18 protein-coding genes and 1 pseudogene are annotated in these 26270 nt (G+C 61.2%); 14 read left to right on the top strand and 5 right to left on the bottom strand.

Annotated features, from left to right (window positions below; translation table 11 throughout):
• Positions 1-104: 104 nt before the first annotated feature.
• The 8 genes from JOD69_RS08960 (at position 105) to JOD69_RS08930 (ending at position 6791) form a co-directional block, all read left to right on the top strand.
• Positions 105-2459 carry an arylsulfatase gene (locus JOD69_RS08960; RefSeq protein ID WP_086134156.1) on the top strand — a complete coding sequence of 785 codons (2355 nt, stop codon included), beginning with the start codon at positions 105-107 and terminating at the stop codon, positions 2457-2459.
• A gap of 27 nt (positions 2460-2486) precedes the next feature.
• The gene (locus JOD69_RS08955) at positions 2487-3494 is read left to right on the top strand and encodes a formylglycine-generating enzyme family protein (RefSeq protein ID WP_205781048.1); all 1008 of its coding nucleotides are present in this window, start codon (positions 2487-2489) and stop codon (positions 3492-3494) included.
• Between the two features lie 19 nt (positions 3495-3513).
• Positions 3514-3636 (top strand): hypothetical protein, encoded by a 123-nt coding sequence (locus JOD69_RS25035; protein ID WP_280858955.1) that lies wholly within the window; start codon positions 3514-3516, stop codon positions 3634-3636.
• Positions 3637-3693: 57 nt separating this feature from the next.
• Entirely contained in the window at positions 3694-3927 is a 234-nt protein-coding gene (locus JOD69_RS08950; RefSeq protein WP_077730689.1) for a glycine zipper domain-containing protein, read from the top strand.
• A gap of 266 nt (positions 3928-4193) precedes the next feature.
• On the top strand, positions 4194-4343 hold the full coding sequence (locus tag JOD69_RS08945; protein ID WP_168183812.1) for a hypothetical protein: 150 nt from the start codon (positions 4194-4196) through the stop codon (positions 4341-4343).
• 252 nt (positions 4344-4595) lie between these two features.
• The gene (locus JOD69_RS08940; RefSeq protein ID WP_086134154.1) at positions 4596-4769 is read left to right on the top strand and encodes a YqaE/Pmp3 family membrane protein; all 174 of its coding nucleotides are present in this window, start codon (positions 4596-4598) and stop codon (positions 4767-4769) included.
• A 54-nt stretch (positions 4770-4823) separates the two neighbouring features.
• A complete protein-coding gene (locus tag JOD69_RS08935; protein ID WP_086134153.1) occupies positions 4824-6059 on the top strand; it encodes a patatin-like phospholipase family protein in 1236 nt (411 codons plus the stop codon).
• Positions 6060-6239: 180 nt separating this feature from the next.
• On the top strand, positions 6240-6791 hold the full coding sequence (locus JOD69_RS08930; RefSeq protein WP_086134152.1) for a hypothetical protein: 552 nt from the start codon (positions 6240-6242) through the stop codon (positions 6789-6791).
• A gap of 578 nt (positions 6792-7369) precedes the next feature.
• On the opposite strand, the gene JOD69_RS08925 is transcribed toward JOD69_RS08930, so the two are convergent.
• The 3 genes from JOD69_RS08925 to JOD69_RS08915 form a co-directional block, all read right to left on the bottom strand.
• Positions 7370-9835 carry a mechanosensitive ion channel domain-containing protein gene (locus JOD69_RS08925; RefSeq protein ID WP_168183811.1) on the bottom strand — a complete coding sequence of 822 codons (2466 nt, stop codon included), beginning with the start codon at positions 9833-9835 and terminating at the stop codon, positions 7370-7372.
• 362 nt (positions 9836-10197) lie between these two features.
• Positions 10198-10707 carry a MarR family transcriptional regulator gene (locus tag JOD69_RS08920; RefSeq protein ID WP_086134150.1) on the bottom strand — a complete coding sequence of 170 codons (510 nt, stop codon included), beginning with the start codon at positions 10705-10707 and terminating at the stop codon, positions 10198-10200.
• 137 nt (positions 10708-10844) lie between these two features.
• Positions 10845-13262, bottom strand: coding sequence for a sucrose synthase (locus JOD69_RS08915; protein ID WP_086134149.1), 2418 nt, complete (start codon positions 13260-13262; stop codon positions 10845-10847).
• 221 nt (positions 13263-13483) lie between these two features.
• Between JOD69_RS08915 and JOD69_RS08910 the strand changes: the two genes are divergently transcribed.
• The 6 genes from JOD69_RS08910 (at position 13484) to JOD69_RS08885 (ending at position 24923) form a co-directional block, all read left to right on the top strand.
• Positions 13484-15946: a sugar phosphate nucleotidyltransferase gene (locus JOD69_RS08910; RefSeq protein WP_077730698.1), complete on the top strand. Its 2463-nt coding sequence runs from the start codon at positions 13484-13486 to the stop codon at positions 15944-15946.
• Positions 15943-16779 carry an HAD-IIB family hydrolase gene (locus tag JOD69_RS08905; protein WP_086134148.1) on the top strand — a complete coding sequence of 279 codons (837 nt, stop codon included), beginning with the start codon at positions 15943-15945 and terminating at the stop codon, positions 16777-16779. The genes JOD69_RS08910 and JOD69_RS08905 overlap by 4 nt, the downstream gene beginning before the upstream one ends.
• A gap of 5 nt (positions 16780-16784) precedes the next feature.
• Positions 16785-18050 carry a glycosyltransferase gene (locus JOD69_RS08900; RefSeq protein ID WP_168183810.1) on the top strand — a complete coding sequence of 422 codons (1266 nt, stop codon included), beginning with the start codon at positions 16785-16787 and terminating at the stop codon, positions 18048-18050.
• On the top strand, positions 18037-18804 hold the full coding sequence (locus JOD69_RS08895) for an alpha/beta hydrolase (protein WP_077730701.1): 768 nt from the start codon (positions 18037-18039) through the stop codon (positions 18802-18804). Before JOD69_RS08900 ends, JOD69_RS08895 begins: the two co-directional genes overlap by 14 nt.
• 872 nt (positions 18805-19676) lie before the next feature.
• On the top strand, positions 19677-22997 hold the full coding sequence (locus JOD69_RS08890; RefSeq protein WP_086134145.1) for a PAS domain S-box protein: 3321 nt from the start codon (positions 19677-19679) through the stop codon (positions 22995-22997).
• A 504-nt stretch (positions 22998-23501) separates the two neighbouring features.
• On the top strand, positions 23502-24923 hold the full coding sequence (locus JOD69_RS08885) for a sodium:alanine symporter family protein (protein WP_086134144.1): 1422 nt from the start codon (positions 23502-23504) through the stop codon (positions 24921-24923).
• Between the two features lie 318 nt (positions 24924-25241).
• Here JOD69_RS08885 and JOD69_RS08880 read toward each other — a convergent pair whose 3' ends face one another.
• Both JOD69_RS08880 and JOD69_RS08875 read right to left on the bottom strand, forming a co-directional pair.
• Positions 25242-25598 (bottom strand): hypothetical protein, encoded by a 357-nt coding sequence (locus tag JOD69_RS08880; protein ID WP_077730705.1) that lies wholly within the window; start codon positions 25596-25598, stop codon positions 25242-25244.
• Positions 25599-25872: 274 nt separating this feature from the next.
• Positions 25873-26241, bottom strand: a pseudogene (locus JOD69_RS08875) (RHS repeat domain-containing protein); the annotation flags it as partial.
• Positions 26242-26270: the final 29 nt, after the last annotated feature.

Raw genomic sequence — 26270 nt, 5'->3', positions numbered from 1 at the left:
GTTCGCATTTCACACCTCGGGGCGGAAAGCTACCGCGTGATGGATTAACGCTGTCCCCAAAATCGACCAAACCGCCCGCAAGGCATTGCAAGTGGAGGTACGACATGTCTTTGAAGGAATACAAATCCGGAACCGCTTTTCCCGGCGTCGTCGGTCGCACGCCCGAGACCTCCTCACCCGCATGGCCGGAGCCGCTGCGGGCGAAACCGGGAGCGCCGAACGTGCTGTTCATCGTGCTGGACGACACCGGTTACGGCCAGCTCGGATGTTACGGTTCGCCCATCCGGACGCCGAACCTCGACAGGCTGGCGGCGAACGGCCTTCGCTACAGCAATATGCACACGACGGCGCTGTGCTCGCCTACCCGGTCCTGTCTTCTGACCGGGCGCAACCACCATTCCAACGGGATGGCCTGCATCACCGAGGGCTCCATGGGCTATCCGGGCGCGAACGGCATCATTCCCTTCGAAAACGGCTTCCTGTCGGAGATTCTCCAGCGCCAGGGCTACAACACCTTCGCGGTGGGCAAATGGCATCTCACCCCGGCGGAGCAGATCAGCGCCGCCGGGCCCTATGACCGCTGGCCGCTGGGACGGGGCTTCGAGCGGTATTACGGCTTCCTGGGCGGCGATACCCACCAGTATTACCCGGACCTGGTCCACGACAATCACGCGGTCGAACCGCCCAAAACGCCGGAAGAAGGCTACCACCTCACCGAAGACCTGGCGGATCAGGCCATCCGTTTCATCGGCGATGCCAAGCAGGCGGCTCCCGACAAGCCGTTTTTCCTGTATTTCGCCAGCGGCGCCATGCACGCTCCGCACCACGTGCCGAAAGAATGGGCCGACCGCTACCGGGGGCAGTTCGACGACGGCTGGGAAGCTTACCGGCACAAGGTCCACCAAAAACAGCTCGACATGGGCCTTATTCCGCCGGGCACCGAACTATCCCGCCACGACCCCGACGTGGCCCGCTGGGACAGCCTTACGCCGGACGAGAAAAAGCTCTACGCCCGCATGATGGAAGTCTTCGCCGGGTTTCTGGAGCATACCGACCATCACATTGGCCGGCTGCTGGATTTCATCGAAAGCCTTGGCGAGTTGGACAACACCCTGGTGATGGTGATCTCCGACAACGGCGCCAGCGCCGAGGGCGGCCCCACCGGCTCGGTCAACGAAAACAAGTTCTTCAACAATGTGCCGGAGTCCTTGGAAGCCAATCTCAAGGCGCTGGACGATCTGGGCGGCCCGAAGTATTTCAATCATTACCCCTGGGGCTGGACCTGGGCGGGCAACACCCCGTTCAAGCGCTGGAAGCGGGAAACCTACCGTGGAGGCGTCAGCGATCCTTTCATCGTGCATTGGCCGAAAGGGATCCGGGCAAAAGGGGAAATCCGCCCGCAATACGCTCACGCCATCGATTTGCTGCCGACGGTACTGGATGCCTTGCAAATCGAGCCGCCGGCGGAAATCCGCGGCGTCGCCCAATCGCCCATCGAGGGCGTGAGCTTTGCTCATACCTTTAACGAGGGGAAGGCGGAAAACCGCCACGTCACCCAATATTTCGAGATGTTCGGCCACCGATCGATCTACCACGACGGCTGGCGCGCCGTATGCCCCGTTCCGGGGCCCTCCTTTGCCGAGTCCGGAATGTCCTTCGGACAGATGGAGATTACCGAGGAAAAACTGCGCGAACTGGATGCCCACGGCTGGGAGCTGTATCACGTGGCGGAAGATTTCTCCGAAACCCGCAATCTGGCCGATCAGCACCGGGACAAACTGATCGAAATGATCGCCATGTGGTATGTCGAAGCGGGCAAATACAAGGTCCTGCCCCTCGACAGCCGCGGCACCCAGCGATTCGCCGAGGAACGTCCCCAGCTTACCCGGGGCAGGCAGCGGTACATCTATTATCCCGATACCTCGCCCGTACCCGATAACGTGGCGGTGAAGGTCCTCAACCGGCCGCACAGCATTAGCGCAGAGGTAGAAATCCACGATGGCGCCGAGGGTGTGCTGCTGGCCCACGGCGGCAGTACCGGCGGGTACTCGTTCTTCGTCAAGGACAAAAAGCTGTGCTACGTGCACAACTACGTCGGCACCGAGGAGTTCGCGGTCGAATCCGACGCGGAGGTACCGCAGGGAAAGGCGGAGCTGCGCTTCGAGTTCGAACCCACCGGCCGGCCCGACCTCGCCCAAGGCAAAGGCGCGCCGGGCCGCGGCCAGCTCTACATCGACGGCAAACTCGTCGGACAGGCCGAACTTCCCGTCACCGTACCGCTTCTCATCAGCCTGGGCGAAGGGCTGACCTGCGGCCACGACGCGGCGTCTCCGGTGACCTCCCGATACGAAGTGCCGTTCGCCTTCAGCGGCAAGCTGAACCGGGTAACGGTGGACGTGTCGGGCGAACTGATCGAGGACAAGGAGGCGGAATTGCGGGCGATCATCACCCGGCAGTGAAAGGCATACGGTACAAGGATTTCAACCATGATCCACACCGAAGCCAAGACGGCGATCCGCTTCGCCTCCCCTGCCCCCGAGCCGCCCTTCCCCGATATGGTCTGGATCCCCGGCGGCACGTTTCTGATGGGATCGGACCGGCATTATCCCGAGGAAGCCCCGGCGCACCGGGTAGCGGTGGACGGTTTCTGGATGGACCGCTTTCCGGTGACCAACGAGCGGTTCGCCCGCTTCGTGGCCGCCACCGAGCATGTCACCTTCGCCGAAATCCCGCCGAATCCGGCCGATTACCCCGGCGCCTTGCCGCACATGATCTACGCCGGTTCGCTGGTGTTCGTGAAGCCGCCGGGGCCGGTGAATCTCCGCGACATCGGAAATTGGTGGTCCTACATGAAAGGCGCCGACTGGCGGCATCCGCGAGGCCCCGAGAGTTCCCTCCAAGGGCTGGAGCGGCATCCGGTAGTCCACGTCACTTTTGCCGACGCCGAGGCCTTTGCCCGCTGGGAAGGCAAGGCGCTCCCGACTGAAGCCGAGTGGGAACGGGCCGCCCGCGGCGGGCTGGACGGCGCAGCTTATGCCTGGGGCGAGGAACTGGCGCCGGAGGGCAGGATGCTGGCCAATTACTGGCAGGGGCGGTTTCCCTGGGAAAACCTCGTCGTCGACGGCTACGAGGGCACCTCCCCGGTGGGAGCCTTTCCGCCCAACGAATACGGCCTGTACGACACGATCGGCAATGTCTGGGAATGGACCGCCGACTGGTACGAACCCGGCCACCCGTCCGCGCGGCAAGCGGCCTGCTGCGTTCCCAGGAATCCGCGCGGCGGACGGGAGGAAGCTAGCTTCGATCCCTGTGAGCCCGTGATCCGGATTCCGCGCAAGGTGCTCAAGGGCGGTTCCCATCTCTGCGCGGAGAATTACTGCCGCCGCTACCGCCCGGCGGCCCGCTTCCCGGAACCGGTCGATACCTCCACCTGCCATGTGGGCTTCCGCTGCATCGTGCGGGCGACAGGCAGAACCGGCCAAACCGAGCCGTAAGTGAAGCCTGGAGTTCGGCGTGATCGCCGGAGTCGGCGATCGTCCGGGCTGTATGCCGGGGTTTCTGGTCGCCTTGACGCCGGCTCTGGTCGGGGTGTTCATCCTGCTGGGTCTGCTGGCGAGAATGGGGGCGGCGGCATGATGCGCCCAACCACGGATTTCCGAAGTTTCTGCTTTTCAACCCATGGAGCCTAATGTCATGCAAATCTCAACCTTTTTTCCCAAAGCCATCCTCCTGTCGGCGGCGCTGTTTTCCGGCGCCGGCGCGGCGATCGGTGCCATCGCCGGCAACGCCGGCCTGGGCGCCGCCATCGGCGCGGGCACCGGACTGGTGGGCAGTTATCTCTACGACAAGCACAAACAGTCCGAACAACGGGCTTACGAGCAGGGTTATCAGCAGGGACGCCAGCCACAACCGCAAACCAATCCGTAACCGCCGGGCCACTCGGGACGCATGCCGGGAAAGATGGAAAACACCGCGCCGCCGACGACTGGAATATCGATGTGGACAGGATCGAACGAATGATCGTCGACCTTTGACGAGGAACGTCCATCGGCATTAGCCATACCCTTCGAATCGGGCAAGATCAAGGAAAGCGAGTCCGGCGCGAAACCCGTCGTGCTCCGACAGATACGTTAATGCCCGTATTTCCGCTCCTTCATTCGACAACCAATAATGGCCGCAAGCGCAAAGCCCCCATGTCCGCAAGACACTGCCTTCTTGGCAAGGATCGGATTCGGCCGTATATGCCCTGGCGGATCAACATCCGTTTCGATGCCGGTATCGTGCAGCGTTTCGACCGTGTCATCCTTCGCGCCGTTTCGTCGGCTATCGGCGCCGCAGGATAACGGGGCTAGTTTCACTCGCTTCGTCGGAAAGCGATGCAGCGATAGCGAAAATTCGAGCCCTTGCCAGCCGGGACGCTGATAGTCAGCCTAACCGATACATCCGGGAAAGCTTTGGCGCCGGCTCGGGTTCCGATTCAGGCACGCTGGAACGCAATTTTTTCGGCGCCGCTTCGGTCAAAACGAAAGAGTCCCTTCGCATTGCCTTGACCGGATTGCATTCAATCCTCCAGAACTTCAACGCGAGGTCTTATCATGACGGTCACCTTCACGGATGTTTTCAAGGTTATCTTCGCCATTCTTCTCCCGCCGCTGGGCGTCTTCATGGAAGTCGGGCTTGCAGGCGCCTTCTGGCTGAATATTCTGCTGACGATGCTGGGCTTCGTCCCAGGCGTCATTCACGCTCTTTACATCATCCTCACTCGTTGACCGGAAACGGCCGCCGACCGGCGAGTTATCCGCCAAAACGCCGGCATTGGCAGGATGGCTAGCCTGATCGTCGGTCGCGTCGTGCTCGCGATCATGAGTGTCCGAAACCTTTTCAAGTGCCTGCTGTTCGTCCTGCTGATCCTGGCTGCGGGCTGCGGTCCCGCCTTGCGTCCGTCGCTTTCGCAGCAGGAACTGCTCAGCGCCCGAGAGGCCAGCGACCGTCTGGTCAACGCGGAAATCAAGGGATTCACGCCGCGGCTCGTCACGCGGGCCAAGCAGGAGTACGACGACTATGTCCTGGGTGTCAGATCCGAACCGCCTGTAATCGACGCTCTCGTGATCTCCGGAGGCGGAGACTGGGGAGCCTTCGGCGCCGGCTTTCTCAAGGGCTGGGGACGGGTTCCGAAGGGGCCCATGGCACGTCCCGAATTCGACGTCGTGACCGGCGTCAGCACCGGCGCCTTGATCGCGCCGTTCGCTTTTCTCGGAACCGAGCGGACCATCGATCAGGTCCTGAATATGTACCGCGAACCGCGTCCGGACATCGTGAAACTTCGAGGGCTTCTGTTCTTCCTGCCGCGCTACGCGTCGTTCACCCGCATTCCGGGGCTGGAGCGGGATATCGCGGAAGCGATCGATTCGGAGTTTCTGAACCGCATCGTTCGGGAAGGCAGGCGCAACCGTATGCTGCTGGTCAATACCACCAATCTCGATGATGGGGACATGCGCGCCTGGGACGTGGTCGAGGAAGCGAGAAGTGCTCTCCGGACCGGTGACGTGGATCGGGTGCACCGCATCCTCCTCGCGTCGGCCGCGGTGCCCGGCGTCTTCCCGCCGCGCGAGATCGACGGCCGGCTGTATGTCGATGGAGGCGTGACCGGAAATATCCTGTATGGCGCGAGAACGCACGACGAAGACAGCTTTTCGGCGGTCTGGAAGAAGACTTACCCGGACCTGCCGATCCCCAAGCAGCGTTACTGGGTCATCCTCAACAACCAGTTCCGTTTTCTGCCGCAAATCACCCGGCAGACCTGGGCCGCCATCATGCGCCGCAGCACCAACCTGGCGACCCAGTCGGCTACCGTCAACGCGCTACGCCATCTTTACGCATTGGCCGAGATTTCGAAATTGAAGAGAGGCGCCGATGTCGAGATCCGGGTCATCTCGGTTCCCGCCGATTGGACGCCGCCGAAACCGGGCGTGTTCGTAAAGGAAACGATGAACGCCCTGGCGGACCTCGGGGAACGCATGGGTACGAATCCTTCGAGTTGGCGCACCGAGCCGCCTTGAGCGGAATGCTCGGAAGCCGCGACGGTATCGGAATTCAAGTCGAACGGACGGCACCGGGGCGCTCCGGTCGCGGTCGGATCGATTGATTTTGGAGCGGCTGTCGGATTGGTTTTCGGCCCGCTCCCGCACTAAGCCCATACTTACGTACGAATGGAAACTGCTCTAGGAAAGGAGAACGACATGGGCGTACGAATCAGTGCTTTTGGCTTGCGCGCGATTCTGCCGATGCTTGCCGTAATGGCCGCCTCATGCGCGAGCCAGCCCGGCGGGCGGGAAACCGCGACCGAAGGAGACGCCTGTTCCCGCCTGAAAACGGTCATCGCCGCGGCCGACAATCGCTTCGAAAACATCAAGGGCGCGAAGAGCATACACCGCCTCGGCGACCGCTGGGATGCGGAAAGCATTTTTCCCGATACGGCCTGCGAGGTGTGGAAATGGAGCGGCAACGAACATTATTACTGCCTGTGGAACAAAACCGACGAAGCCGCTGCCCGGCAGAGTTTCGAAGAAGGCAAGAAGGCCGTCGGGGCTTGCCTGGGCGATGCATGGACGCTGACCGAAGAGCAGGCCAGGACCGGGAGAGTCGCGGTGTTGTCCAGAGAAGACGAGGATACCCGCGTATCGCTCCGGTATCTGGCCGATACGCGGCGATACCGCCCGACCTGGCACACCAGCCTGATTATCGGAAACGCCCTGCACGATCCGAGCCTGCTCTATCATCCCGCTCGATAGAGCGTTTTCATTTCGCTCGTACGACAAAACAGGCGTGGCGGAAGTCGCTGGCGCCTTCGGCTACGGTAAATTGATTCAAGCATTCGTAGGTCGGCAATCCTTTGCCGACGAACCCCTTGGCCCGACCGCACCGTCGGGAAGGGGGGCTTCGGCGCTCCAATCGCAAACGGTCATCCCAGGAGCGCTGGGATGACCCTTCCAATCGCAAACGGCCTGGCCCGGAGCGCCGGCCACGCCCTTCCCGAAGACGCCGTTTGCGATTGGGAGGGATTCCCGACCTACAGGGTACTACGGTCGTAGGTCGGCAATCCTTTGCCGACGAAGATACCTGCTACCGAGCACAGGCTTAAGAGATACGAACGAGTCCATAGCCGCGAAAAGCTGGCAGCCTCGGCTTTGGACGGCGATCCGGCGGCTTCGGCATCGGGTACTGCTGGCCGGCAGCGCCGAATCGCCCAGCCGTTATTAATCAGGCCCGTAAATACCCTCCTGGTATTTCGGGCCGCCGCCCAGGCCCGGTACACGCCCGGCCTGGGCTCACGCGGCTTGTCGCCGCGCCGGGGCATCCCTGCCCCGGATTAACCCGCGCGCAGCTGTGCGGTCGTTTTCCCTTCGCCGGACTTGAGGGCCGACAGCGCCGCTTCGCCGGTTTGGGGTACGCCTTGCAGGTACAAGGCACGGGTGGGAAACGCGAACTGCAATCCCTCGTTCTGAAACGATTCGAAAATCATCAGATTGATGCCCTGCTGCACGTTCATGTAATCGTTGTAATCGGCGCTCAGAACGTAGTAAACGACTTCGAACAGCAGGGAGAATTCGCCGTAAGCCTTGAAATGGGCGCGGTCGAAACGGACGTTGGCCTGGGCCTCGACGGCATTCCGCAATAGGCTTGGGACCTTGACCAGCTTTTCGTACGGCGTGTGGTAAACGAGCCCGATTTGAAACGCCACGCGCCGCTCCCGCATGCGTTTGAAATTGCGAATCCGGGTATTCAGCAGATCGCTGTTCGCGCAGATGATCTGCTCGCCGTCGAGACTGCGGATGCGGGTGGTCTTGATACCGATGTGCTCAACCGTTCCCATGAGCTGATCGAAAATGATGAAATCGCCGGCCACGAAGGGCTTGTCGAAAGCGATGGACAGCGAGGACAACAGATCGCCCAGTATCCGTTGCAGCGCCAGCGCGACCGCGACGCCGCCGATTCCGAGACCGGCCGCCAGCGCCGTGATATCCACGCCGAAATTTTGCAGCGCGAGCAGCAGCGCCAGCGACCAGACCGCCAGTTGACTGAGCGAATTGAAAATCGACAGCGCTCCCAGGCTGGTTTGGTCACGCTTGGTTTTTTTGCCCAAATAGTCGAAGACCCAAACTCTGAGGAAGTAGCTCACCCAGGTGGAAACCTGGAAGAGCAGCGTGACGATGGTCAGTTTGCGTATGATGCCGCTGAGCGTCGGATCCAGGCGCAGCAGCAGCGTCGACGCAAACACCGAGACCATGAGCAAAAAGACCGTGCGGGTTTGCCGGACGCCGGCAAAGAACTCGCCGATCAGAACGTTTTGCCGACGCTCGAGATAACGCTGCAAAGCTGAGATGAGAAAATTCCGAACGAACACCAGCAGGCTGAACAGCCCGGACACTGCTACCAGCGCCAAACCCCAGTCGCGCACGCGGTTGCCGTTCAATTCCGTATCCAGGACCAACTCCGCCAGCTCGCGCCAGCTTCGGTGCTCGGTACGGTCGTTGACCGACTCGACGACTTTTTGGAGCAGGCCGCGAGTCTTTTCGAGATAAGCATCCTGATCGCGCAAGTGGTCGATCAGCGATTCCGCCGATTGGTGCTGCTGTTCCAGCCAGCGCGCGGAACTTCCGCCGTCGCGCTCCGAATTGGAAAGCTTGTTTTCGATCGAGATCAGTTGCTTTTTCCAGTCCTGGAGCAAAAGAATCACGGCGCGTTCGGTCTGATCGAGCGCGGCCAAGGCGTCGACCGCTTCCTCCTTCCATTTCACCCATTCCACGGGCTTGCCGAAACCGTTGATGACGGCGTGACGCCGCCGCCAGGCGGTATTCCACGTTCCGATCAGCTCCACACGCTTGTTTAAACCGGAAATCTTCGTTTCCAAGGATTCCTTGGCCAAACGCCGCGCTTCGACCTCTTCCGACAGCTCCCCGAGTTTGTCCAGGGGCGCGTTCGCCATACGCTGCCTCGCATCGTGCAGACGACTTTCGTTGGCGATCTGCTGGCCATCCATTCTTCTCAATTCGCGCTTCAGTTCGAGTTCTTCCTTCTCGATTTGCTGCAGCCGCTCCTCGAGCTCCTTGTCGGTGAATTGTACGCGGCCGGCCAATAGGCTCAGGCGCCGTTCGAGCAGCTTCACGGATGCTTCGGCAACGGTCAGCTTTCGTTTTTCCCTTTCCAGGTTCAATTCACCGAGCCGCAGCGTTTCCTCGGCCTGCTTAAGTTCCCACCGGGCCGATTGCAAACGCAGGGAATCGAGCTCCCCGTCTGACGAAGCGGCCTTCTCGCCCTCGTCGGCGGCCAGTTCCTTTTGCTTCCCGGCCACAGCCGCCCGCGCCTGCTCGACCTGAGCGTTAGCCTGATCGACGGCGGCTCTCAGCGCGGACAGCCGCGCCGTTTGTGCGCTCAACTCGGACGACGCGTTATCCAGTTCGCTCACCGGCACCGGATCATCGCTGGTCTCGAGCGTTTTCGCAGCTTCCAGGTATTTCCGCTCCTCGACCGTCAGCGTCTCGATTTCCTGCTGCGCCGCGAGCTGCCGCTCGAAGACGGAATCGAGCTGTTTCAGGGTTTCCAGCTGCTGGTTCAGTACGGCCGCCCTGTCCGATCCGGATGCGGATCCCGCATCCATGGCTTTTCGGACCGACTCCATGGCGGACGCCACCTCTTGTCGGCCGGCCTTGATGCGATCGACCGGATTCAAGGCTTCTTCTGCCGAAAGAGCCGGTTTCGCCGCCTCGGCCTCGCCCGGCGCCGGCTGAGCCGTCTCCTGAGCCAGCGCAGATTGGGCCAGCCAAAAAACAAGCATCCCCAGCGACAAATCGATTACGGATCGATATAGGGTTCTTTTTGAAGGACCCATTAAGTACCCCCCATTTTGATAGCGTTTATTGGTTCGAATTAATGCGTTTGACGTGACGGCGTGATGCCGGACGCTACATGTTGCAAAGCGTTTTGGGTTGCAGTACCTCGTACGATCTTGAACAGGGGCCGATCAATAATGTTCGGGAGCGGAATTTATTAATCAGGCCCGTAAATACCCTCCTGGTATTTCGGGCCGCCGCCCAGGCCGGTACACGCCCGGCCTGGGCTCACGCGGCTTGTCGCCGCGCCGGGGCATCCCTGCCCCGGATTAACCCGCGGCCAGAGGCCGCCCCACCAGCCGGCTCGTCAGCATCCCGCATCCTCGGCATCGTCGGTGAGGAACCGCAAACCCGCTTCGATGCATTCGGCATCGTGAACCGGCTTGGGCTTGACGCGCGACATATCCATCATGCCGGCGACCCGTTGCAGGCTGGAAAGGATGAGAGTCTGCTCCCAGTCGTTCAATTGCCGGAAAGCGGCCACGAAGTCGACATGCAGCAGCGAGGGCGCATGCCGGAGTGCCTCCCGGCCGGAGTCGGTGAGGGTGATGGTCAGGCGCCGCTTGTCTTCCGCGCTGCGCTCGCGCCGGATCAGGGCCTTGAGTTCGAGGTGGTCGAGCACCGTGGTGATCGTCCCTTGACTCAGATTGACCGCCTGGCTGAGTTGATTGGCCGTCAAAGGCCCTTGTTTCGTCAAGGCGCGCAAAACCATCAACTGAGAGCCGGTCAGTCCCACCTTTTGCAACTGCTTGGATTGCAGATCGAGCGCACGGACGATGCGCCGGAGCTCTATCAATACTTGTTCGTTAATTTCCATACGCTAGAACATTTTCCAGTTTGGCGTAGCGCCCGAGGTAGGTCGGCAATCCCTTGCCGACACAACGGACTTGTCGGCAAAGGATTGCCGACCTACAAATTGTTCTTTAATTCCCATAGGCTAAAACGTGCTCGAAATCAGGCCATGGCTTGGGCCAGACGGCGGAATTGCAGGCTGTATAAAGCCTGAAGATAACGCTGGGTCTCCCGGCGCTCCAAGTCGGTCACGTGGCGCCAGAAGCCGTAGACTCGGGACAAGGTCATCATCCGCTCGGCATAGTGCTGCCAGGTATAGCGTTGGGCAACCCGCGCGAGCGCTCCCTCCGAGATTCGCGCCCAGTATTCCGGCTCGTTGCGCGCTCTGGCAAAGAAACGCGCGATGCGTTCCGCCGCCGCATCGCCATGATTCGGATCGACGTGAAAGCCGGATAGTCCGTCCTCGATGATCTCCGAAGGCCCGCCGAAGCAGGTGGCGAAACAGGGGAGGCCCGAAGCCATCGCCTCGATCACCGTAAGTCCGAAGGCCTCGAACAAGGCCGGCTGGACGAAAGCCCCGCGGCTGTCCGCCACGTAGCGATAAAGCTCGCCGGCCAAGTTTTTGGGCAGTCTGAGGCCCAGCCAGCGCACCTGCCGGTCCAGCCCGTACCGGTCGAACAAGGCGTGCACGCGCCGGATCTGTCCGATTTCCTCGGTGTCGGAAGAACGTTCCGGATCCACGTAACCGGAAATCACCAGCAGATTGGCCTCCCCGCGCAGCTTCTCGGAAGCGCCGAACCATTCCACCAGTCCGGCGATGTTCTTGATGTGGTCCAGCCGCGCCATGGTGAACAGCAGCGGCTTGTCCCGCTCATGCAGGACCCCGCGTGCGTCGGCCTTCTCCGCCTCGCCGTAGATCAGCTCCTCTATTTCTGCATGCAGATGGGGCAGGCGCCGGTCGGCGGCGGTGTAGGGGAAATAAGCCGCCGCATCGGCGCCCGGCGAAACGATGTTGAACTTCGGATCATAGACGTCTATCCCGTTCACGACCCGAAACAACTTGGGCATGGTAAACGCCGCGTGACTCTCGTACTGCCCCACGCTGTCGCGGGTACCCGCTATTTCCTGATAGCTGCTGGCGATGATGAAGTCGGCCGCGTTCATCGCGATCAGGTCGGCGGTGAACTGGCAGGAAAAATGGTATTGGGATTCGTTATCCTGCCAGAACAGATCGGAATGGCAATACTTGGTCTTTTCCAAGGCATGGGCGATGTTGCACTGGGTCACGCCCAGGCGTTGCGACAGAAGGGTCGCAACCAGATTGCCGTCCGAGTAGTTGCCGACGATCAAGTCGGGACGCCCGCCCAGTTCGGCGAGCAGCTCGCGCTCCGCGTCCAGGGTATAACGCTCCAGATAAGGCCAGACCTCGAACCGGGAAATCCAGTGCGTCACGATCTCGCCGGACACGTTGCGGAAAGGTACCCTGAGTATCCGGGCGTTGCACGTTCCGGAAATGGGCTCGAGCCGCTGGTCGCAGCTGGTCCCCTCCGCCTGCGGTATCAACCGCGTCACCACCACGATTTGCGGCTCGATGTCGAGCCCCTGCTCGAACAGGCGGGAACGCATTTCGGTCTCCAGGGCGCGCACCTGATCGAGGATGTAGACCACCTGCCCGCCGGTGTCGGGACGGCCGAGCACATTGGCCTGACCGAAATAGCCGTGCGGCGAAATGATCGCCAGCGAGAAGACCATGGGCAAACGCGCGAGAAAGGTTTCCAATCCACGCGGATCGGGCGCCTCGAGGAGATCCTGAAGCAGGCTCATGGTGTCGCGGATGCGAGAGACCTCGCGCCCCCAGCCGGTCTCGAACCCTAGGGCGCGCAAGGCCGCCGCCACTTCCTCCCAGGTCGCCGAAGGCTCGTGGCCGGCGAGCATGTCGTCGGCCTGGCGCAAGGCCCTGCGCAAGTCGCGAACGCTCCTGATCTGCTCGTTGAGCATCAGGGTCTGGCCACGGAACGAGTGAATGCTCAGAAAATTCAAGATGCGTTCGCCGCCCTCGCCCAATTCGTCGAACAGTTGCCGGGACAGATGTTTGTTCAAGAACTCCACGCCGCGGCCTATCGATCTCGCCTCCTGGAGCTTTGGAAACTCGCGGGAGAACGGCCCGAAATCGATTTCCAGCAGCCATTCGTCTATATCGTGCTGCCTCGTCGCCAAGCCTTCCTTGAAACGCAGAAAGTCCTGCACCGTCACCTCCTCGACCGTCAGCCCTTCGAGCGCGATGCGCACATAGCGCCAGGTGGCGATGCGAAGCCGGATGGCAAGATAGACCCAGGCGTCGTTAAGCGCGGCCTCCTGAGTAAAGCGTATGGTTTTTGCCAAGGGCGTTTGCTTTAGCCCCTCGGGCGCATCTTCCGCGGTGCAAACGTCGGCGAAAGCGTCGCAGAGATCGGAACGCTGCAAAAAACCGCGCTCCAGTTTTCGAATTTGATGGAGCACCCGATGGCCCACGGTGGGGCTGGCGTCCAGAAACGCGCGCAATTGCACGATCAAATCGTCGCCCCGCGTTTTTTCAGTCATAAGCGTTTCCACTGATCCGGTCTCTTTTATTTTGATGTCAAATAATTATTCAGCTTGCACTTCCTGTCAATTCTGGAGCCTCGTCCGCACCCACCATATCATTAACATATGGTTATCTTGTCATCCGCAATCAACGAGGTTGACAAATCCCAACAAACATTTTGAAATCAAATTATGAGCCATCATCAGAAATCGATCCAACTCGGTGCGGGAGATCATTCATGAAAGCAGTCATTCTTGCCGGGGGTCAGGGAGTACGGCTAAGACCCATTACCGAGAACATACCGAAACCGATGGTCACCGTGCTGGGCAAGCCGATCATGGAGCACATCGCGCGGCATCTCTGCTCGTACGGTTTCACCGATTTGCTGGCAACACTGCATTACCGGCCCCGCGCCATCCGCGACCATTTCGGAGACGGCGGCGATTTCGGCGTGAACCTGCACTACACCCTGGAACACAAGCCGCTGGGAACGGCCGGCTCGGTCAAGCTCGGCGCGGATTTCCTCGACGAGACGTTTCTCGTCATCGCCGGCGATGCGCTGACGGATTTCGATCTCGAAGCCTTTTGGGCCTTTCACAAGGCCAAGGGCGCAAAAGTCAGCCTGTGCCTGAAACGGGTGTCGGACCCCGGCGAGTTCGGCGTCGTCGTAACCGGCGAGGACGACCGCGTGGTCCGTTTCCTGGAAAAACCAGGCCTCAGCGAATTGTGCAGCGACACCGTCAACACCGGCATTTACCTCATAGAACCGGAAATCCTGGAGGCGATACCCGAGGACATTCCATACGATTTCGCCAGCGACCTTTTTCCGAAACTCCTGGAACAGGAGATTCCGTTGTTCGCCTATGTCGCGGAAGGTTACTGGAGCGATATCGGCACCCTGGATCAGCTCAAACAGTCGCACTGGGACCTGCTCGACGGAAAGGTCCGTCTGCCGCTCGGCGGAAATCTCATCGGAGAACGGATATGGCTTGGCGACGGCGCGCGGATCGCCAAGGACGCGGAGCTCGGCTCGCCCTGCTGGATAGGCGACAACGTACGGATCCGATCCGGCGTCAAAATCGGCGCGTATTCCGTCATCGCGCCGGACGTCGAAATCGACGCGAGGGCGACCGTCAACCGCAGCATCGTCATGAAAAACTCGTTCGTCGGCGAGTCGAGCGACCTGCGCAACTGCATCGTCGGCGGCAGCACCGTCATCGAGGCCCGCTGCGAGATCGGCGACGACGCGATCATCGGCTCCCGCTGCCATCTCGGACGCCAGGTCGTGGTCATACCCGGCGTTTCGATCTGGCCCGACAAGGAAATCAACAGCAACACGACGATACGCGAAAACCTGGTCTGGGAATCGCTGCTGCGTCCTTCGATTTTCGGATCGCGCGGCGTCAGCGGCCTGGCCAATCTCCACATCACGCCGGAATATGCGGCGGCGCTGGGCAAGGCCTTCGGCAGCTGGATTCAGCGCGGCGCCCGAGTGGCGGTCGCCCGCGATGCGCACCCATTCTCCCGGCTGATCAAGCGGGCGTTCATCTCCGGTCTTCTGGCGGTGGGCGTCAATATCGACGACCTGGAAGAGGCCAGCCTGCCGGAGACGCGCTTCATCACCTGCTTCGGCCGCCATTTGAGCGGCGGCGTCCATATCCGCATTTCGGACGAGCACCCCAGCGTGGCCGTCATCGAGCTTTTCGACACCGACGGTTTGCCTTTGCTGCGCAGCGCGCGCCGCAAGATCGAAGCGATGTTCTACCGGGCCGAGTTTCCCAAGGTGTCCATCGAGAACGTCGGTAACCTGACTTATCCCGGCCGCGTCGACGAACGATATGCCGAACACCTTCGCCAGCATCTCAGCCGATCCGCCACCCAACCCTGGGTCGATCGCGTACTCCATTACTGCCGGGAAGGCAATCTGGCGCGGATACTCGGCGACCTGCTCGGCAGCAACGGCTTGCATCATCTCGAGAGCGAATGTAGAGAAAATTCGGATGTCTCCGCCATACCCTACGAACCGATCGCGGAGATCGCCAGGCTCAACCGGAAGATCGCCCTGATCATCGAGCGAAGCGGCGAACAACTGACCTTGGTCGACGAATTGGGAACGATACACCGGGCGGAACGGACGCAGGAGCTCCTGACCGCAGCCTTCATCATCGGCGCTCCGCCCGAGGAGCCGGTCTTCCTGCCGCCCGATCATCCGAAATTTCTGGCCGAGCTGGCGGACGCCAGAGTGCGGCGACTGATCATTACGCACAAGGAGCCGGCGGCCCAACTGAATGCCGTCAAGAAAGCCATGCAATCCGAAGGCGTTTGGCTGCATTTCGTCCACTTCTATCTCGGCTATGGCGCGGTTGCGGCGTCTCTTCGGCTGCTCGAATTCCTCGGCAGGGAACACCTGACCCTGCACGATTTCGAGCGCCAGATCCCGATCAGCCATTGCCGGCGCCTGATTCTACACTGTCCCTGGGATCACATCGGGCGCGTGATGCGCGAACTGAGTCAACGACCGGAAGCTCGCATGAATGCCGCCCCCGAAGGCGTGCGGCTCGATCTGGACGGCGATTGGGTTTACGTATTGCCGAGCGCGGACGCCCCGCAATTGGAAATCAGCATGGAAGCGTCCAACACCGCGCGGCTCGTGCAACTGGAACAAGAGGTCAGCCAGCGCGTACGGAGTCTGATTCCATGAGCGCGGGCGTTCCGTTCTTATTCGCGTCCGACCTGGACGGCACGCTGCTGCCCAATACCGGCAAACTTCCGGACTCCGGCTGCCTGGAGCGGACCCAGGCGCTTCTTCGGACTCTGCTCGAAGCCGACTGCCCTATCTGCGTCGTCAGCGGACGCTATCTGGCTCTGGCCAAACAGGGACAGGCCGTTTTCCGGCTGCCGCAGCCGACCTGGTGGATCTGCAACGTCGGCACCGAGGTTTACGATCAGACGGGCGCGCAGGATCGCGAATGGCAAAGCCGGCTCGGACCGCCGCTAGACCGCGAAGCCTTGCGCCGGTCGCTTTACAGGATCTCGCGCCTGGCGCCTCAGGAGCCGCAAAAGCAAGGACCGCACAAGTTCAGCTTCTATTACCCGGAGCCAGTCAGCCGGGAGCTGCTGGCGGAAATCATGTATCGGGTCCGGGCGGTGAGAAACGATTTGCAGATGATTTCCAGCATCGAGGAATCCTCCGGACGGGCTTTGCTCGACATCATTCCCGCCAATGCCGGGAAATCCCACGCCTTGTGGTACGTCGCCGAGCGCTATGGCTTGGCCGGCGACCGCATCTTCTTCGCGGGCGATTCCGGGAACGATCTCGACGCGCTGCTCTCGGGCGTGTGCGGCGTTCTGGTCGGCAATACTCCGGCAGACGTCCGGGCTCAGGCTTCCGAGCAGCAAAAGCGTAACGATAGCGCCCGATTGTTTATCGCCGACGCGTTCTACGGCGACGGCATCATCCAAGGACTTCGCCACTACGGATTATGGCCGCTCGCTGCGAGCGGCTCGAAAGCCAAACGAGACACCCAACGGTAGCAGCGATGCGGATTGCCTTCTTCTGCCCCCATAGCGACCCCCTGGCCGTAACCGGCGAACCGGATGCGGGCGGACAATGCATTTACGAGGCTCGCGTGGCGGAACAGCTCGCCCGCCAGGGACACGAGGTTCGGGTCTACACCCGCCGCTGGGGCGGGAAAGCGGTGCGCCAGGACATTTGCGACGGCGCCACGATTTTCCGCTATCCGATGGGGCCGGATGGCTTTCTCCGCAAGGAGGACATGGGCCCCCATCTCGCGGAATTCGTCGAGCATACGCTATTCAGGCAGACCACCTGGCTGAGGCATGCCGATGCCATCCACGGCCACTATTGGGACGGCGGCGCAAGCGCGCTCATGGCGAGTCTCGCTCTCGGCAAGCCCTTGCTGTTTACCAGCCACTCCCTGGGGCTCCTGAAACGGGACCGCGTACCCGATCCCACCCCGGACGGCTCGAAGTTCCGCTACGATGTTCGAATCCGCGCGGAAAAAAAGATCCTGGACGCGGCCGATGCCGTCATCGCGCTCAGCCGGACCGAGCGGGACGCGTTGACCGGGCGCTACGGAGCAAGCGCCGAGAAGGTCCGCATCGTTCCGGGAGGCGTGGACACGGAAGTATTCCACCTGTGCCTGGAAAAAACGAAGCTTCAACGCCAGCTCGGCTTCAGCTCCGATTACCTGCTGTTCACGGTCGGCCGGCTCGATCCCCGCAAAGGCTTTCTCGAACTGATCGAGGCCATTCCCCAGGTCGTCAAAACCCTGCGGGACGCCGGCAAAACCGTGACTTTCCTGATTCCGATCGGCCCGGAAAACCCCTCGGCGGACGAATCGGCCTATCGCGACGCCCTGCTCGGGCGGGCGAACGAGCTTCGGATCACGGACGCCATCCATTGGTTTCACCGCCTGACCGATCAGGAACTGTTTCAGTATTACGCGGCGGCCGACCTGTTCCTCTGCCCTTCCCCTTATGAGCCTTTCGGGCTGGTGCTGGTCGAGGCCTTCGCTTCCGGAACCCCGGTGATCGCCACGCCACACGGCGGACCCACCGATATCGTTACACCCGGCGTGAACGGTTATCTGGCCGATCCCGCGGACCCTCCCGCATTCGCCGCCCGCATTCTCGACGCCCTCTTGGCACCCGAGAACGAACGCCGCCGCATGCGCGCCGCCGCGGCCGAAAGAGCCCGGACCCGCTACGCCTGGCCGTCGGTCGCGTCCGCCATAGCGGACGTTTATCGCTCGATTCGGGACGACGCCCATGCCTTACGTTGACAGCCAAGGCGTTCGCATCCATTACCAGGCGGAAGGCGAAGGACCGCCGCTGGTGCTGCACCACGGATTTACCAGCAGTTCCGAGGCGTGGCGCCAGTTCGGGTATGTCCGGGCACTGTGCCGCGATAACCGGTGCATTCTGCTCGACGCCCGCGGCCACGGCGCCAGCGACAAGCCGCACGACCCGGCTGCCTATGCGCTGCCGAACCGGGTGGCGGACGTCGTCGCCGTGCTCGATGCCTTAAAGATCCCGAAAGCGAACTTCCTCGGCTTTTCGATGGGCGGCTGGATTGGCTTCGGCATGGCGAAATACGCGCCCGAACGCGTCGACGCCCTGCTCGTCGTCGGAGCGCATCCCTATGCCGACCAAAGCTGGGACGCCTTCCGGCACATCGACGGCGCGGACCCCGGAGCTTTCCTCACCGCTCTCGAGTCCGTCCTGGAACAGCGCATCCCGCCGGAACTGAGGCCACTTGTGCTGGCCAACGACCTGCGGGCGCTCGCGGCCGCTGCGCAAGAGCGGCCGGCACTGGAAGACGTCCTCCCGACCATGGCCATGCCGTGCCTGCTCCTCGTCGGGGAGGAAGATGCGAGATATCCGGCCGTCCGGGAATGCGCCAAACACATCGCTCACGCCGCCTTCGTCCCGTTGCCCGGTCTCAAGCATACCGAAAGCTTCGTCCGCAGCGATCTCGTTCTTCCGCATATCAAACGGTTTTTGGAAACTGAACGCGGCTTACCGACTCAAGAGTAACGCCACAAAAAACCTGAACTGCGACGGCAGGCCTCGAATCTGCCACGTGTGGCGGATGTAACCGTGACGCGAACTCCCCGCCCCATGCTCGTCCGTTCAATTACCGTAAAGCCATCGGCTCTTTTTTTGCGTCCTGCCTAATGCGAAAATGAGCGCCCGTTCAGATGAATATCGCTATAGGGCACCTCGAAAAACTTCGAGGTGCTCGTACGGGGCAGGGATGCCCCGTCGTTTTCAGCCGCGTAAGCAGTTGAAAACGTAAGCCAAGCCCAAACCGCGTTTGGGCTTGGCGAAGAGAAAAACCGCCGGGAAGGCGGTTTTTCGAGGTCCTCTATAGGGTTGATGAAGGTGATTACGACTTCGATGGGCGCGTCCAATGAGCCGAGGGAACGCCTCAAAATCCAAGATGTTTCAAGATGTGGGCTATAGGCTATAGTTCGGTCGCCGTCCGCAAGACATCCGAAACGGGTCTATGTGCGCGCACCCATTACGCCTCTGAAATAAAGCCGAACTGGATGGCCCCGCTCCAGATCCTCCACTTCTTCCTGTTCGCCCTCGGGCACTTTTGAAAAGCCATCCGGCGGGTGCGCCGCAACTTAGTGCCAAGTAGCTCCCGTGATGTTCAACTTTAATGCTTCCCTACCGCCCCGGGTCCCGGGCCGCGTTATCCCCGGCCTGGCCCCAATGCAGCCGGACATTGCACCGGCTTTCCCGCTCGCTGGCGGAACGCCGTACGTGATGCATCGAGGTTTCGGCGCACGGCGACCGCGTCCGGCCGGGGCGGACATGCTCGCGGTGCGGCCGGTCGCGCAGCTGTCCACCCGGCGTTGCCAGCCGCAACCCTGTCCGCTGAAACGGCAGGAGGGAAAAGCATGAGCACGGCTGAGCGCGATATACCGGCATCGCGCCCCGACTTCCAGGTCCTTTTCCAGTCCGTCCCGGCCTGTATTTTGGTGCTGGCACCCGACAGCCCGTATTTCACCATCCTGGCGGCTAGCGACGCCTATCTGCGGGCAACCAAGAAGCGGCGCGAGGAGATCGTGGGGCGGCCGGTCTTCGAAGTCTTCCCCGACAATCCCGACAGCCCGTTCGGGCCGGAGGCGAACAGCCGGGCCTCGTTTGAACGCGTGCTGCGGCACCGCCTCCCCGACGCCCAGGCCATGCGGCAGCACGATATCCGCAGGCCCGAACAGGGCGGCGGGTTCGAGGGCCGTTTCTCGAAATCCTCGAACACGCCGGTGCTCGATGAAAATGGCGATGTTCTCTATATCATTCACCACGTCGAAGATGTAGCCGAGCCAGTCCGGGCGGAACAAGAACCTCGAGCCGAGACGTCGCCCGTCGACGCAGGGGGGAGTGAAACCGGGGCCGAGGCCCGCCCGGATGCGGCACACATCCGGCGTGAGGCCGACGCGGCCCGCGAGCGCGAGGAGTGTTATTCCGCCATCTTCGACAAGGCCCCCTTCGGCATGGCGCTGACGAAGATGCCCGAACGGACCCTCGTGGCCGTCAACGATGCGTTTCTGAAGATCTTCGAGTGCAGCCGGGAAGAGGTGCTGGGCAAAAACAGCGGGCACCTGGGCATCCCGGACGTATGGTTACGAGGCCGGATAGCCTCCGAACTCCGGCAGTGCGCGGCACTACGCGACGTGGAGATCACGCACAAGTCCAGATCCGGGACCAGGCTCGTTCTGTCGCTCAATGTTGATTGGGTCGGCATCGGCGGCCAAACGCTTCTCCTCAGCACGATCCAGGACATCACTGAACGCAAGCAGGTCGAGGAGTCGTTGCGGCGGGAGCAAAGCCTGCTGGATAGCGTCATGCGGGCCACCGATGTGATGCTGGTCTTTCTCGACCGGCAGTTCAACTTCGTCTGGGTCAATCCGGCTTATGCCGAAACCTGCCGGATGAGACCGGAGGACATGGTGGGCAACAACCATTTCGCCTTGTATCCCAACGCGGAAAACGAGGCGATCTTCCGAAAAGTCCGGGATTCCGGCGATGCAGTGTTTTACAAGGACAGGCCCTTCGTTTTCCCCGATCAGCCCGAACGCGGCACCACCTATTGGGACTGGAGCCTGACGCCCGTCAAGGGTAACGACGGAGCGACTGCGGGCCTCGTCTTTTCGCTGCGCGAGACGACGAAATTCAAGCGGGCTCAGGAAGCATTTTGCCAGAGCGAAGAGCGTTTCCGCGCTCTGGTGATGGCCAGTTCCCAGACGATCTATCGCATGAGCTCGGATTGGACCGAGATGTATCAGCTTTACGGCCGGGATTTCCTAGCCGACACGGAAGAGCCGAGCCGAAATTGGCTTCAGAAATACATTCCCTCGGACGACCAGCCGCAGGTCGTCGCCGCCATCGGAGAAGCCATCCGGACCAAGAGCATTTTTGAGCTCGAGCATCGCGTCCGACGAGCGGACGGCAGCTTGGGATGGACGTTTTCGCGTGCGGTTCCGCTGATGAGTGCGGATGGCGATATCGTCGAATGGTTCGGTGCCGCCAGCAATATCACCGAGCGCAAACAAGCCGAGGAAGCATTGCGCGAGAACCGGGCCCAGCTCGAGGCGGAATTGCAGGACACTCAGCTCCTGCAGAGCATCAGCGCAGCTCTTCTTCACGAGGACGACATCCAGGCCCTCTACGAAAAAATCATCGACGCGGCGGCGCACATCATGCACTCGGAATACGCGAGCATGCAGATGCTCTACCCCGAGCGCGGCCGCGGCGGCGAGCTTCGGCTGCTGGCGTTCCGCGGGTTCAATCCGCAAGCGGCAAAGTTCTGGGAATGGGTAAGCGCTGACTCCTCGGATTCGACATGCGGCGCGGCCTTGCGCACGGGCCGGCGCGTCATCGCGCCGGACCTGGAGAACTGCGATTTCATGCAGGGCACCGAGGATCTCGCGACATATCTGCAAACCGGAATTCATGCCTGCCAGACGACGCCCCTGTTCTCGCGGAGCGGCAAGCTGGTGGGCATGATTTCCACGCACTGGCGCTGCCCGCACCAGCCGTCCGAGCGGGATTTGCGCCTGTTGGATATTCTCGCCCGGCAAGCCGCCGACCTCATCGATCGCAAGCGGGCCGAGGAAGCGTTACGCGAGAGCGAAGAGAAATACCGCACTCTGTTCGAGTGCATGGACGAGGGCTTCTGCACCATCGAGGTGTTGTTCGACGAAAGCGAGAGACCCGTGGATTACCGGTTCCTCATCGTCAATCCGGCTTTCGAGCGGCAGAGCGGAATTCGGGACGCGGTCGGCCGGCGAATACGGGAAATCGCTCCGTTGCTCGAGGAACACTGGTTCGAGATCTTCGGAAAGATCGCGCTGACGGGCCAACCGATGCGCTTCGAAAATTTCGCCGCGCAACTTCATCGCCATTACGACGTGTACGCGTTTCGGATTGGCGCGCCATCCGAAAGAAAAGTGGCGGTTCTTTTCAACGACATCACTCGGCGCAAACTGATTGAGGAGACCCTGCGCAAGGCCGATCGCCGCAAGGACGAGTTTCTGGCGATGCTGGCCCACGAACTCAGAAACCCGCTGGCGCCGCTCCGCACCGGCTTGCACGTACTGCGGAAGTCCGACGGCACAAACCCCGCGACGGAACGCACCCAGATGCTGCTCACGATGATGGAACGGCAGGTGAATCACCTGGTCAGGCTGGTGGACGATCTCTTGGAGGTATCGCGCATTACCCAAGGCAAGATCGCCCTGAAAAAAGAGCGGGTCGATCTGGCGACCATCGTCGGCCATGCCGTCGAGACCAGCCAGGCACTCATCGAGGCCGGCAACCACACGCTTGAAGTTTCGCTCCCGCCGGAACCCGTGTGCCTCGACGCCGATCCGGTGCGGCTCACTCAGGTGTTGTCGAATCTCCTTAACAATGCCGCCAAGTACATGGCAGCGGGCGGACACGTTTGGCTCCTGGCGGAGCGGCAAGGGCCGGACGCCGTGGTGAGCATCCGCGACGAAGGCATAGGCATCTCGGCCGAAATGCTGCCTCATGTCTTCGATCTGTTCACCCAGGCGGACCGTTCCATCGACCGGTCGCAAGGCGGGCTCGGCCTCGGGCTGTCCCTAGTGCGCCACCTGGTCGCGTTGCACGGCGGTTCGGTCGAAGCGAGGAGCGAAGGCCCCGGCCTAGGCAGCGAGTTCGTCGTCCGCCTGCCGCTGGCCTGGACCCGACGCTGATCGCCCCTAACGGCGATGGTCAGAACGAAGACCGCCGCCGTGCTCGCATCGCTTTCAATAAGGATTTTTTTAGGGTGGGTTTAGGCCGCGAGGCCGTAACCCACCGAGCGGCCTCGAACCGGTGGGTTACGCGGAGCCTGTCCTGAGCCTGTCGAAGGGCCTGTCCCGAGCGAAGCCGAGGGGCTAACTCACCCTGCGATTAGAGCAGTTTCCATTCGTACGTGATGATTGATTGCAAATGGCCTTAGAGCATTTTCATACCTACTGTACGGGCACTCGCGAGTAGGTCGGGAATCCCTTCCCGACGGTGCAGTTGGGTCAACGGGTTCGTCGGCAAAGGATTGCCGACCTACATATCCGAATCCCTTACACCGATTCGGAAAACGCTCCCACAAGCCGTAAACCAATCCGACAGCCGCTCTAATGTTCACTTGAGTGTCGGATGGAATAAGCCTTGAAACGGCATTCCTCCGTATACTGTCCGAAACCCTTCAAGGAAAATCCATGCGCGAAATCGAAACGCTGATTGCCACATTATCGGGCTGGGTATGGGGACCACCCATGCTCGCCCTGTTGGTGGGAACCGGGCTGTACCTGACGATATTGCTGCGCGGCGTGCAGTTCCGCGCCCTGCCCCGAGCCTTTAGCCTTATCTTCGCGAAGGATCACGGCCACGCCGGCGATATCAGCCATTTCGCCGCGCTGATGACGGCGCTTGCGGCCACGGTAGGCATAGGCAACATCGTCGGTGTTGCCACGGCCATCACCCTCGGCGGTCCCGGCGCGGTGTTCTGGATGTGGCTGACGGGTCTGGTGGGCATGGCCACCAAGTATTCCGAGGCGGTGCTGGCGGTCAAGTACCGCGAAAAGGGAGAGTACGGCATGCGCGGCGGGCCGATGTACTATCTGGCAAAGGGTGCCGGCCTGCCTTGGCTGGGCAGACTGTTCGCGGTCTTTACCGCGCTGGCCACCTTCGGTATCGGCAACATGACGCAGGCCAATTCCACTGCCAGGATACTCGAAAGCACCTTTCACATTACTCCACTCGCCACGGGGCTGGTGCTGATGGTACTGACGGCACTGGTGATCCTGGGCGGCGTCCGCTCCATCGGCCGGTTCACCTCGCTGCTGGTTCCGTTCATGATCGTCGGCTACATCGGCGCCGCGCTGGTGGTGCTGGTCCTCAATGCCGCCGAAATTCCGCATGCGCTGTACCTGATCTTTTACCACGCCTTCAATCCGATCGCGGCCGGTGGTGGCTTCGCGGGTGCTACCCTCGCCACCGCCATGCGTTACGGCATCGCACGCGGCGTGTTCTCCAACGAATCCGGACTCGGTTCGGCGCCCATCGCGGCAGCGGCCGCGCGCACCGACGGTCCGGTCAAGCAGGCGCTGGTGAGCATGACGCAAACCTTCATCGACACCCTGGTGGTGTGCACCATGACCGCCCTGGTGATCCTCACCGCGAACCCATGGATGCAAGACGTCAGTGCCGGAGAACTGACCAGCGCCAGCATGGCGGAAACGCTGGGCAGTACCGGGACCTTCATCGTCGCGCTCGCCACGGCGCTTTTCGCCTACTCCACCCTGATAGGCTGGAATTATTACGGCGAAAAAGCGGTGGAATACCTGTTCGGGCCGCGCTCCATCCGCATCTACCGCATCTTCTTCGTTGCCGCCGTAATCGTTGGCGCCACCACCAGCCTGGAATTCGTCTGGAACTTCTCCGACCTGATGAACGGCATGATGGCCATTCCCAACCTGATCGGCCTCCTATTGCTGTCGAAAGTCATCAAGGCAGAAACCAACCGCTATTTCAAACAGGAAAGCCGGCCTGAGAGTAGCGCGGCGCCTGAAACAGCCGCCAGGTCTTCGCCTAAGGCGCGACGGTCTGCTCGGGCAACATCGGGAGATCCCCGCACCTGACCGAACGGCGGCGCGCAAGTTTCGCCCAAAGCGGTAAACGAGCAAGAACGGCCGATCAGACCTGAATGTGGCCTCGCCGCCACCGGTATTTGCTGGTCCGCAGGAATTGGCCGAGTGCCGGCAGATTACGATGAGATTGATCAATGCGCGGCGTTCGACCTTATGCAAACCTTTGCCTTTGCATAATCGTCCAAATGCATGGGAGAAGACCTGATGTTGATCGCGTCATTAACCTTAATAGGTATCGTCGTTACCCGTGTTGCAAAATCGGTAACGCGTCTTTCGATCCTTCGTTCAAGAAAGGCCGCGGACGGCTATCTACAGAGTCTTGCGCCTTCGCCGATATCGAGACGCCGCAAAGCCAATCAGCGCTAGGCCCGATGCGATACCGAACAGGCTTACGATTCGTGTCGTCAAGCGCTCTACGCCGGAGTCGGCGCCGACATTGAGCGGGATTCTCAGTATGTCTTGTTCCGGAACGGCATCTGTTCCACCCTTGATCAGGTAGATCGCGTAATACCCATTCGTATCAAGGTCAAAATGCGATTCGATGACACCTTTGGAATAAGTTTTGGCGAGAACCTCCGATATGGTGCGCAGATCCTTGAAGTTTTCAGCATCGCTTTCATCGCCGCCCGTAAACTCCTGTTCGACGATCCGGATGCCGATAGGCATGCTCCTCGGTTCGTTACCGACCAGATCCGCTGTAAAAAACACCTTGCCGGGTGTTGGTATATCTTGGCAGTACGAGCGGAATAACTCTTTCGTTAATCTTGCATCCTGGTTTTCGTCGGACGGCTGGAGATGCACGCTGAAATAGACAGACGCTCGGCCGGGGCGTGGCGTCGAGAAAGGACTCCCGACCTACAGGGTGCTACAGTCGTAGGTCGGCAATCCTTTGCCGACGAACCCGTTGGCCCAACTGTACCGTCGGAAAAGGATTTCCGACCTACTCGCAAGTACCCGTACAGTAGGTATGAAAATGCTCGAGCGGGGAGCTCCCCAGGTGGTCGGAAATGATGTGATAGGCGTGGCCGCCCCGGATGAGGTACGCCGGTACGTTGCCCTTATCGGCATAGACGAAGGCGCTGACGATCTGGTTCTCACCGTCCAGTTCGGCGATCGGGCGGAGCCTGTCCTGGTAGAGGAAGCCTTGGACCGGAGTCCCGTTCACCTGCTTGCCGATGCGCCGGTGTTGGCCGTCGATCCGGTAGTCGATCACCGTGCCGGCTGGCAGGGTGACGTGCCTTAAGTTGCCGAACAGGTCATAGGTAAAGCCAGTGACCAGCCCGCCCACCGTTTTCGATGTCAAGTCGCCGTTGGCAGTGTAGGTATAAGTTCGCGATC

The organism is Methylocaldum sp. RMAD-M (genome assembly GCF_017832375.1).
Lineage (GTDB): Bacteria > Pseudomonadota > Gammaproteobacteria > Methylococcales > Methylococcaceae > Methylocaldum.
Note: the sequence above shows the minus strand (reverse complement) of the source record. Positions and strands in the feature narration are given on the sequence as shown.

Bases quoted from the DNA above. Each gene is read 5' to 3' on its own strand.
- JOD69_RS08960 (WP_086134156.1), top strand. From the start codon at position 105: ATGTCTTTGAAGGAATACAAATCCGGAACCGCTTTTCCCGGCGTCGTC.
- JOD69_RS08955 (WP_205781048.1), top strand. From the start codon at position 2,487: ATGATCCACACCGAAGCCAAGACGGCGATCCGCTTCGCCTCCCCTGCC.
- JOD69_RS08950 (WP_077730689.1), top strand. From the start codon at position 3,694: ATGCAAATCTCAACCTTTTTTCCCAAAGCCATCCTCCTGTCGGCGGCG.
- JOD69_RS08945 (WP_168183812.1), top strand. From the start codon at position 4,194: ATGTCCGCAAGACACTGCCTTCTTGGCAAGGATCGGATTCGGCCGTAT.
- JOD69_RS08940 (WP_086134154.1), top strand. From the start codon at position 4,596: ATGACGGTCACCTTCACGGATGTTTTCAAGGTTATCTTCGCCATTCTT.
- JOD69_RS08935 (WP_086134153.1), top strand. From the start codon at position 4,824: ATGGCTAGCCTGATCGTCGGTCGCGTCGTGCTCGCGATCATGAGTGTC.
- JOD69_RS08930 (WP_086134152.1), top strand. From the start codon at position 6,240: ATGGGCGTACGAATCAGTGCTTTTGGCTTGCGCGCGATTCTGCCGATG.
- JOD69_RS08925 (WP_168183811.1), bottom strand. From the start codon at position 9,835: ATGCTTGTTTTTTGGCTGGCCCAATCTGCGCTGGCTCAGGAGACGGCT.
- JOD69_RS08920 (WP_086134150.1), bottom strand. From the start codon at position 10,707: ATGGAAATTAACGAACAAGTATTGATAGAGCTCCGGCGCATCGTCCGT.
- JOD69_RS08915 (WP_086134149.1), bottom strand. From the start codon at position 13,262: ATGACTGAAAAAACGCGGGGCGACGATTTGATCGTGCAATTGCGCGCG.
- JOD69_RS08910 (WP_077730698.1), top strand. From the start codon at position 13,484: ATGAAAGCAGTCATTCTTGCCGGGGGTCAGGGAGTACGGCTAAGACCC.
- JOD69_RS08905 (WP_086134148.1), top strand. From the start codon at position 15,943: ATGAGCGCGGGCGTTCCGTTCTTATTCGCGTCCGACCTGGACGGCACG.
- JOD69_RS08900 (WP_168183810.1), top strand. From the start codon at position 16,785: ATGCGGATTGCCTTCTTCTGCCCCCATAGCGACCCCCTGGCCGTAACC.
- JOD69_RS08895 (WP_077730701.1), top strand. From the start codon at position 18,037: ATGCCTTACGTTGACAGCCAAGGCGTTCGCATCCATTACCAGGCGGAA.
- JOD69_RS08890 (WP_086134145.1), top strand. From the start codon at position 19,677: ATGAGCACGGCTGAGCGCGATATACCGGCATCGCGCCCCGACTTCCAG.
- JOD69_RS08885 (WP_086134144.1), top strand. From the start codon at position 23,502: ATGCGCGAAATCGAAACGCTGATTGCCACATTATCGGGCTGGGTATGG.
- JOD69_RS08880 (WP_077730705.1), bottom strand. From the start codon at position 25,598: ATGCCTATCGGCATCCGGATCGTCGAACAGGAGTTTACGGGCGGCGAT.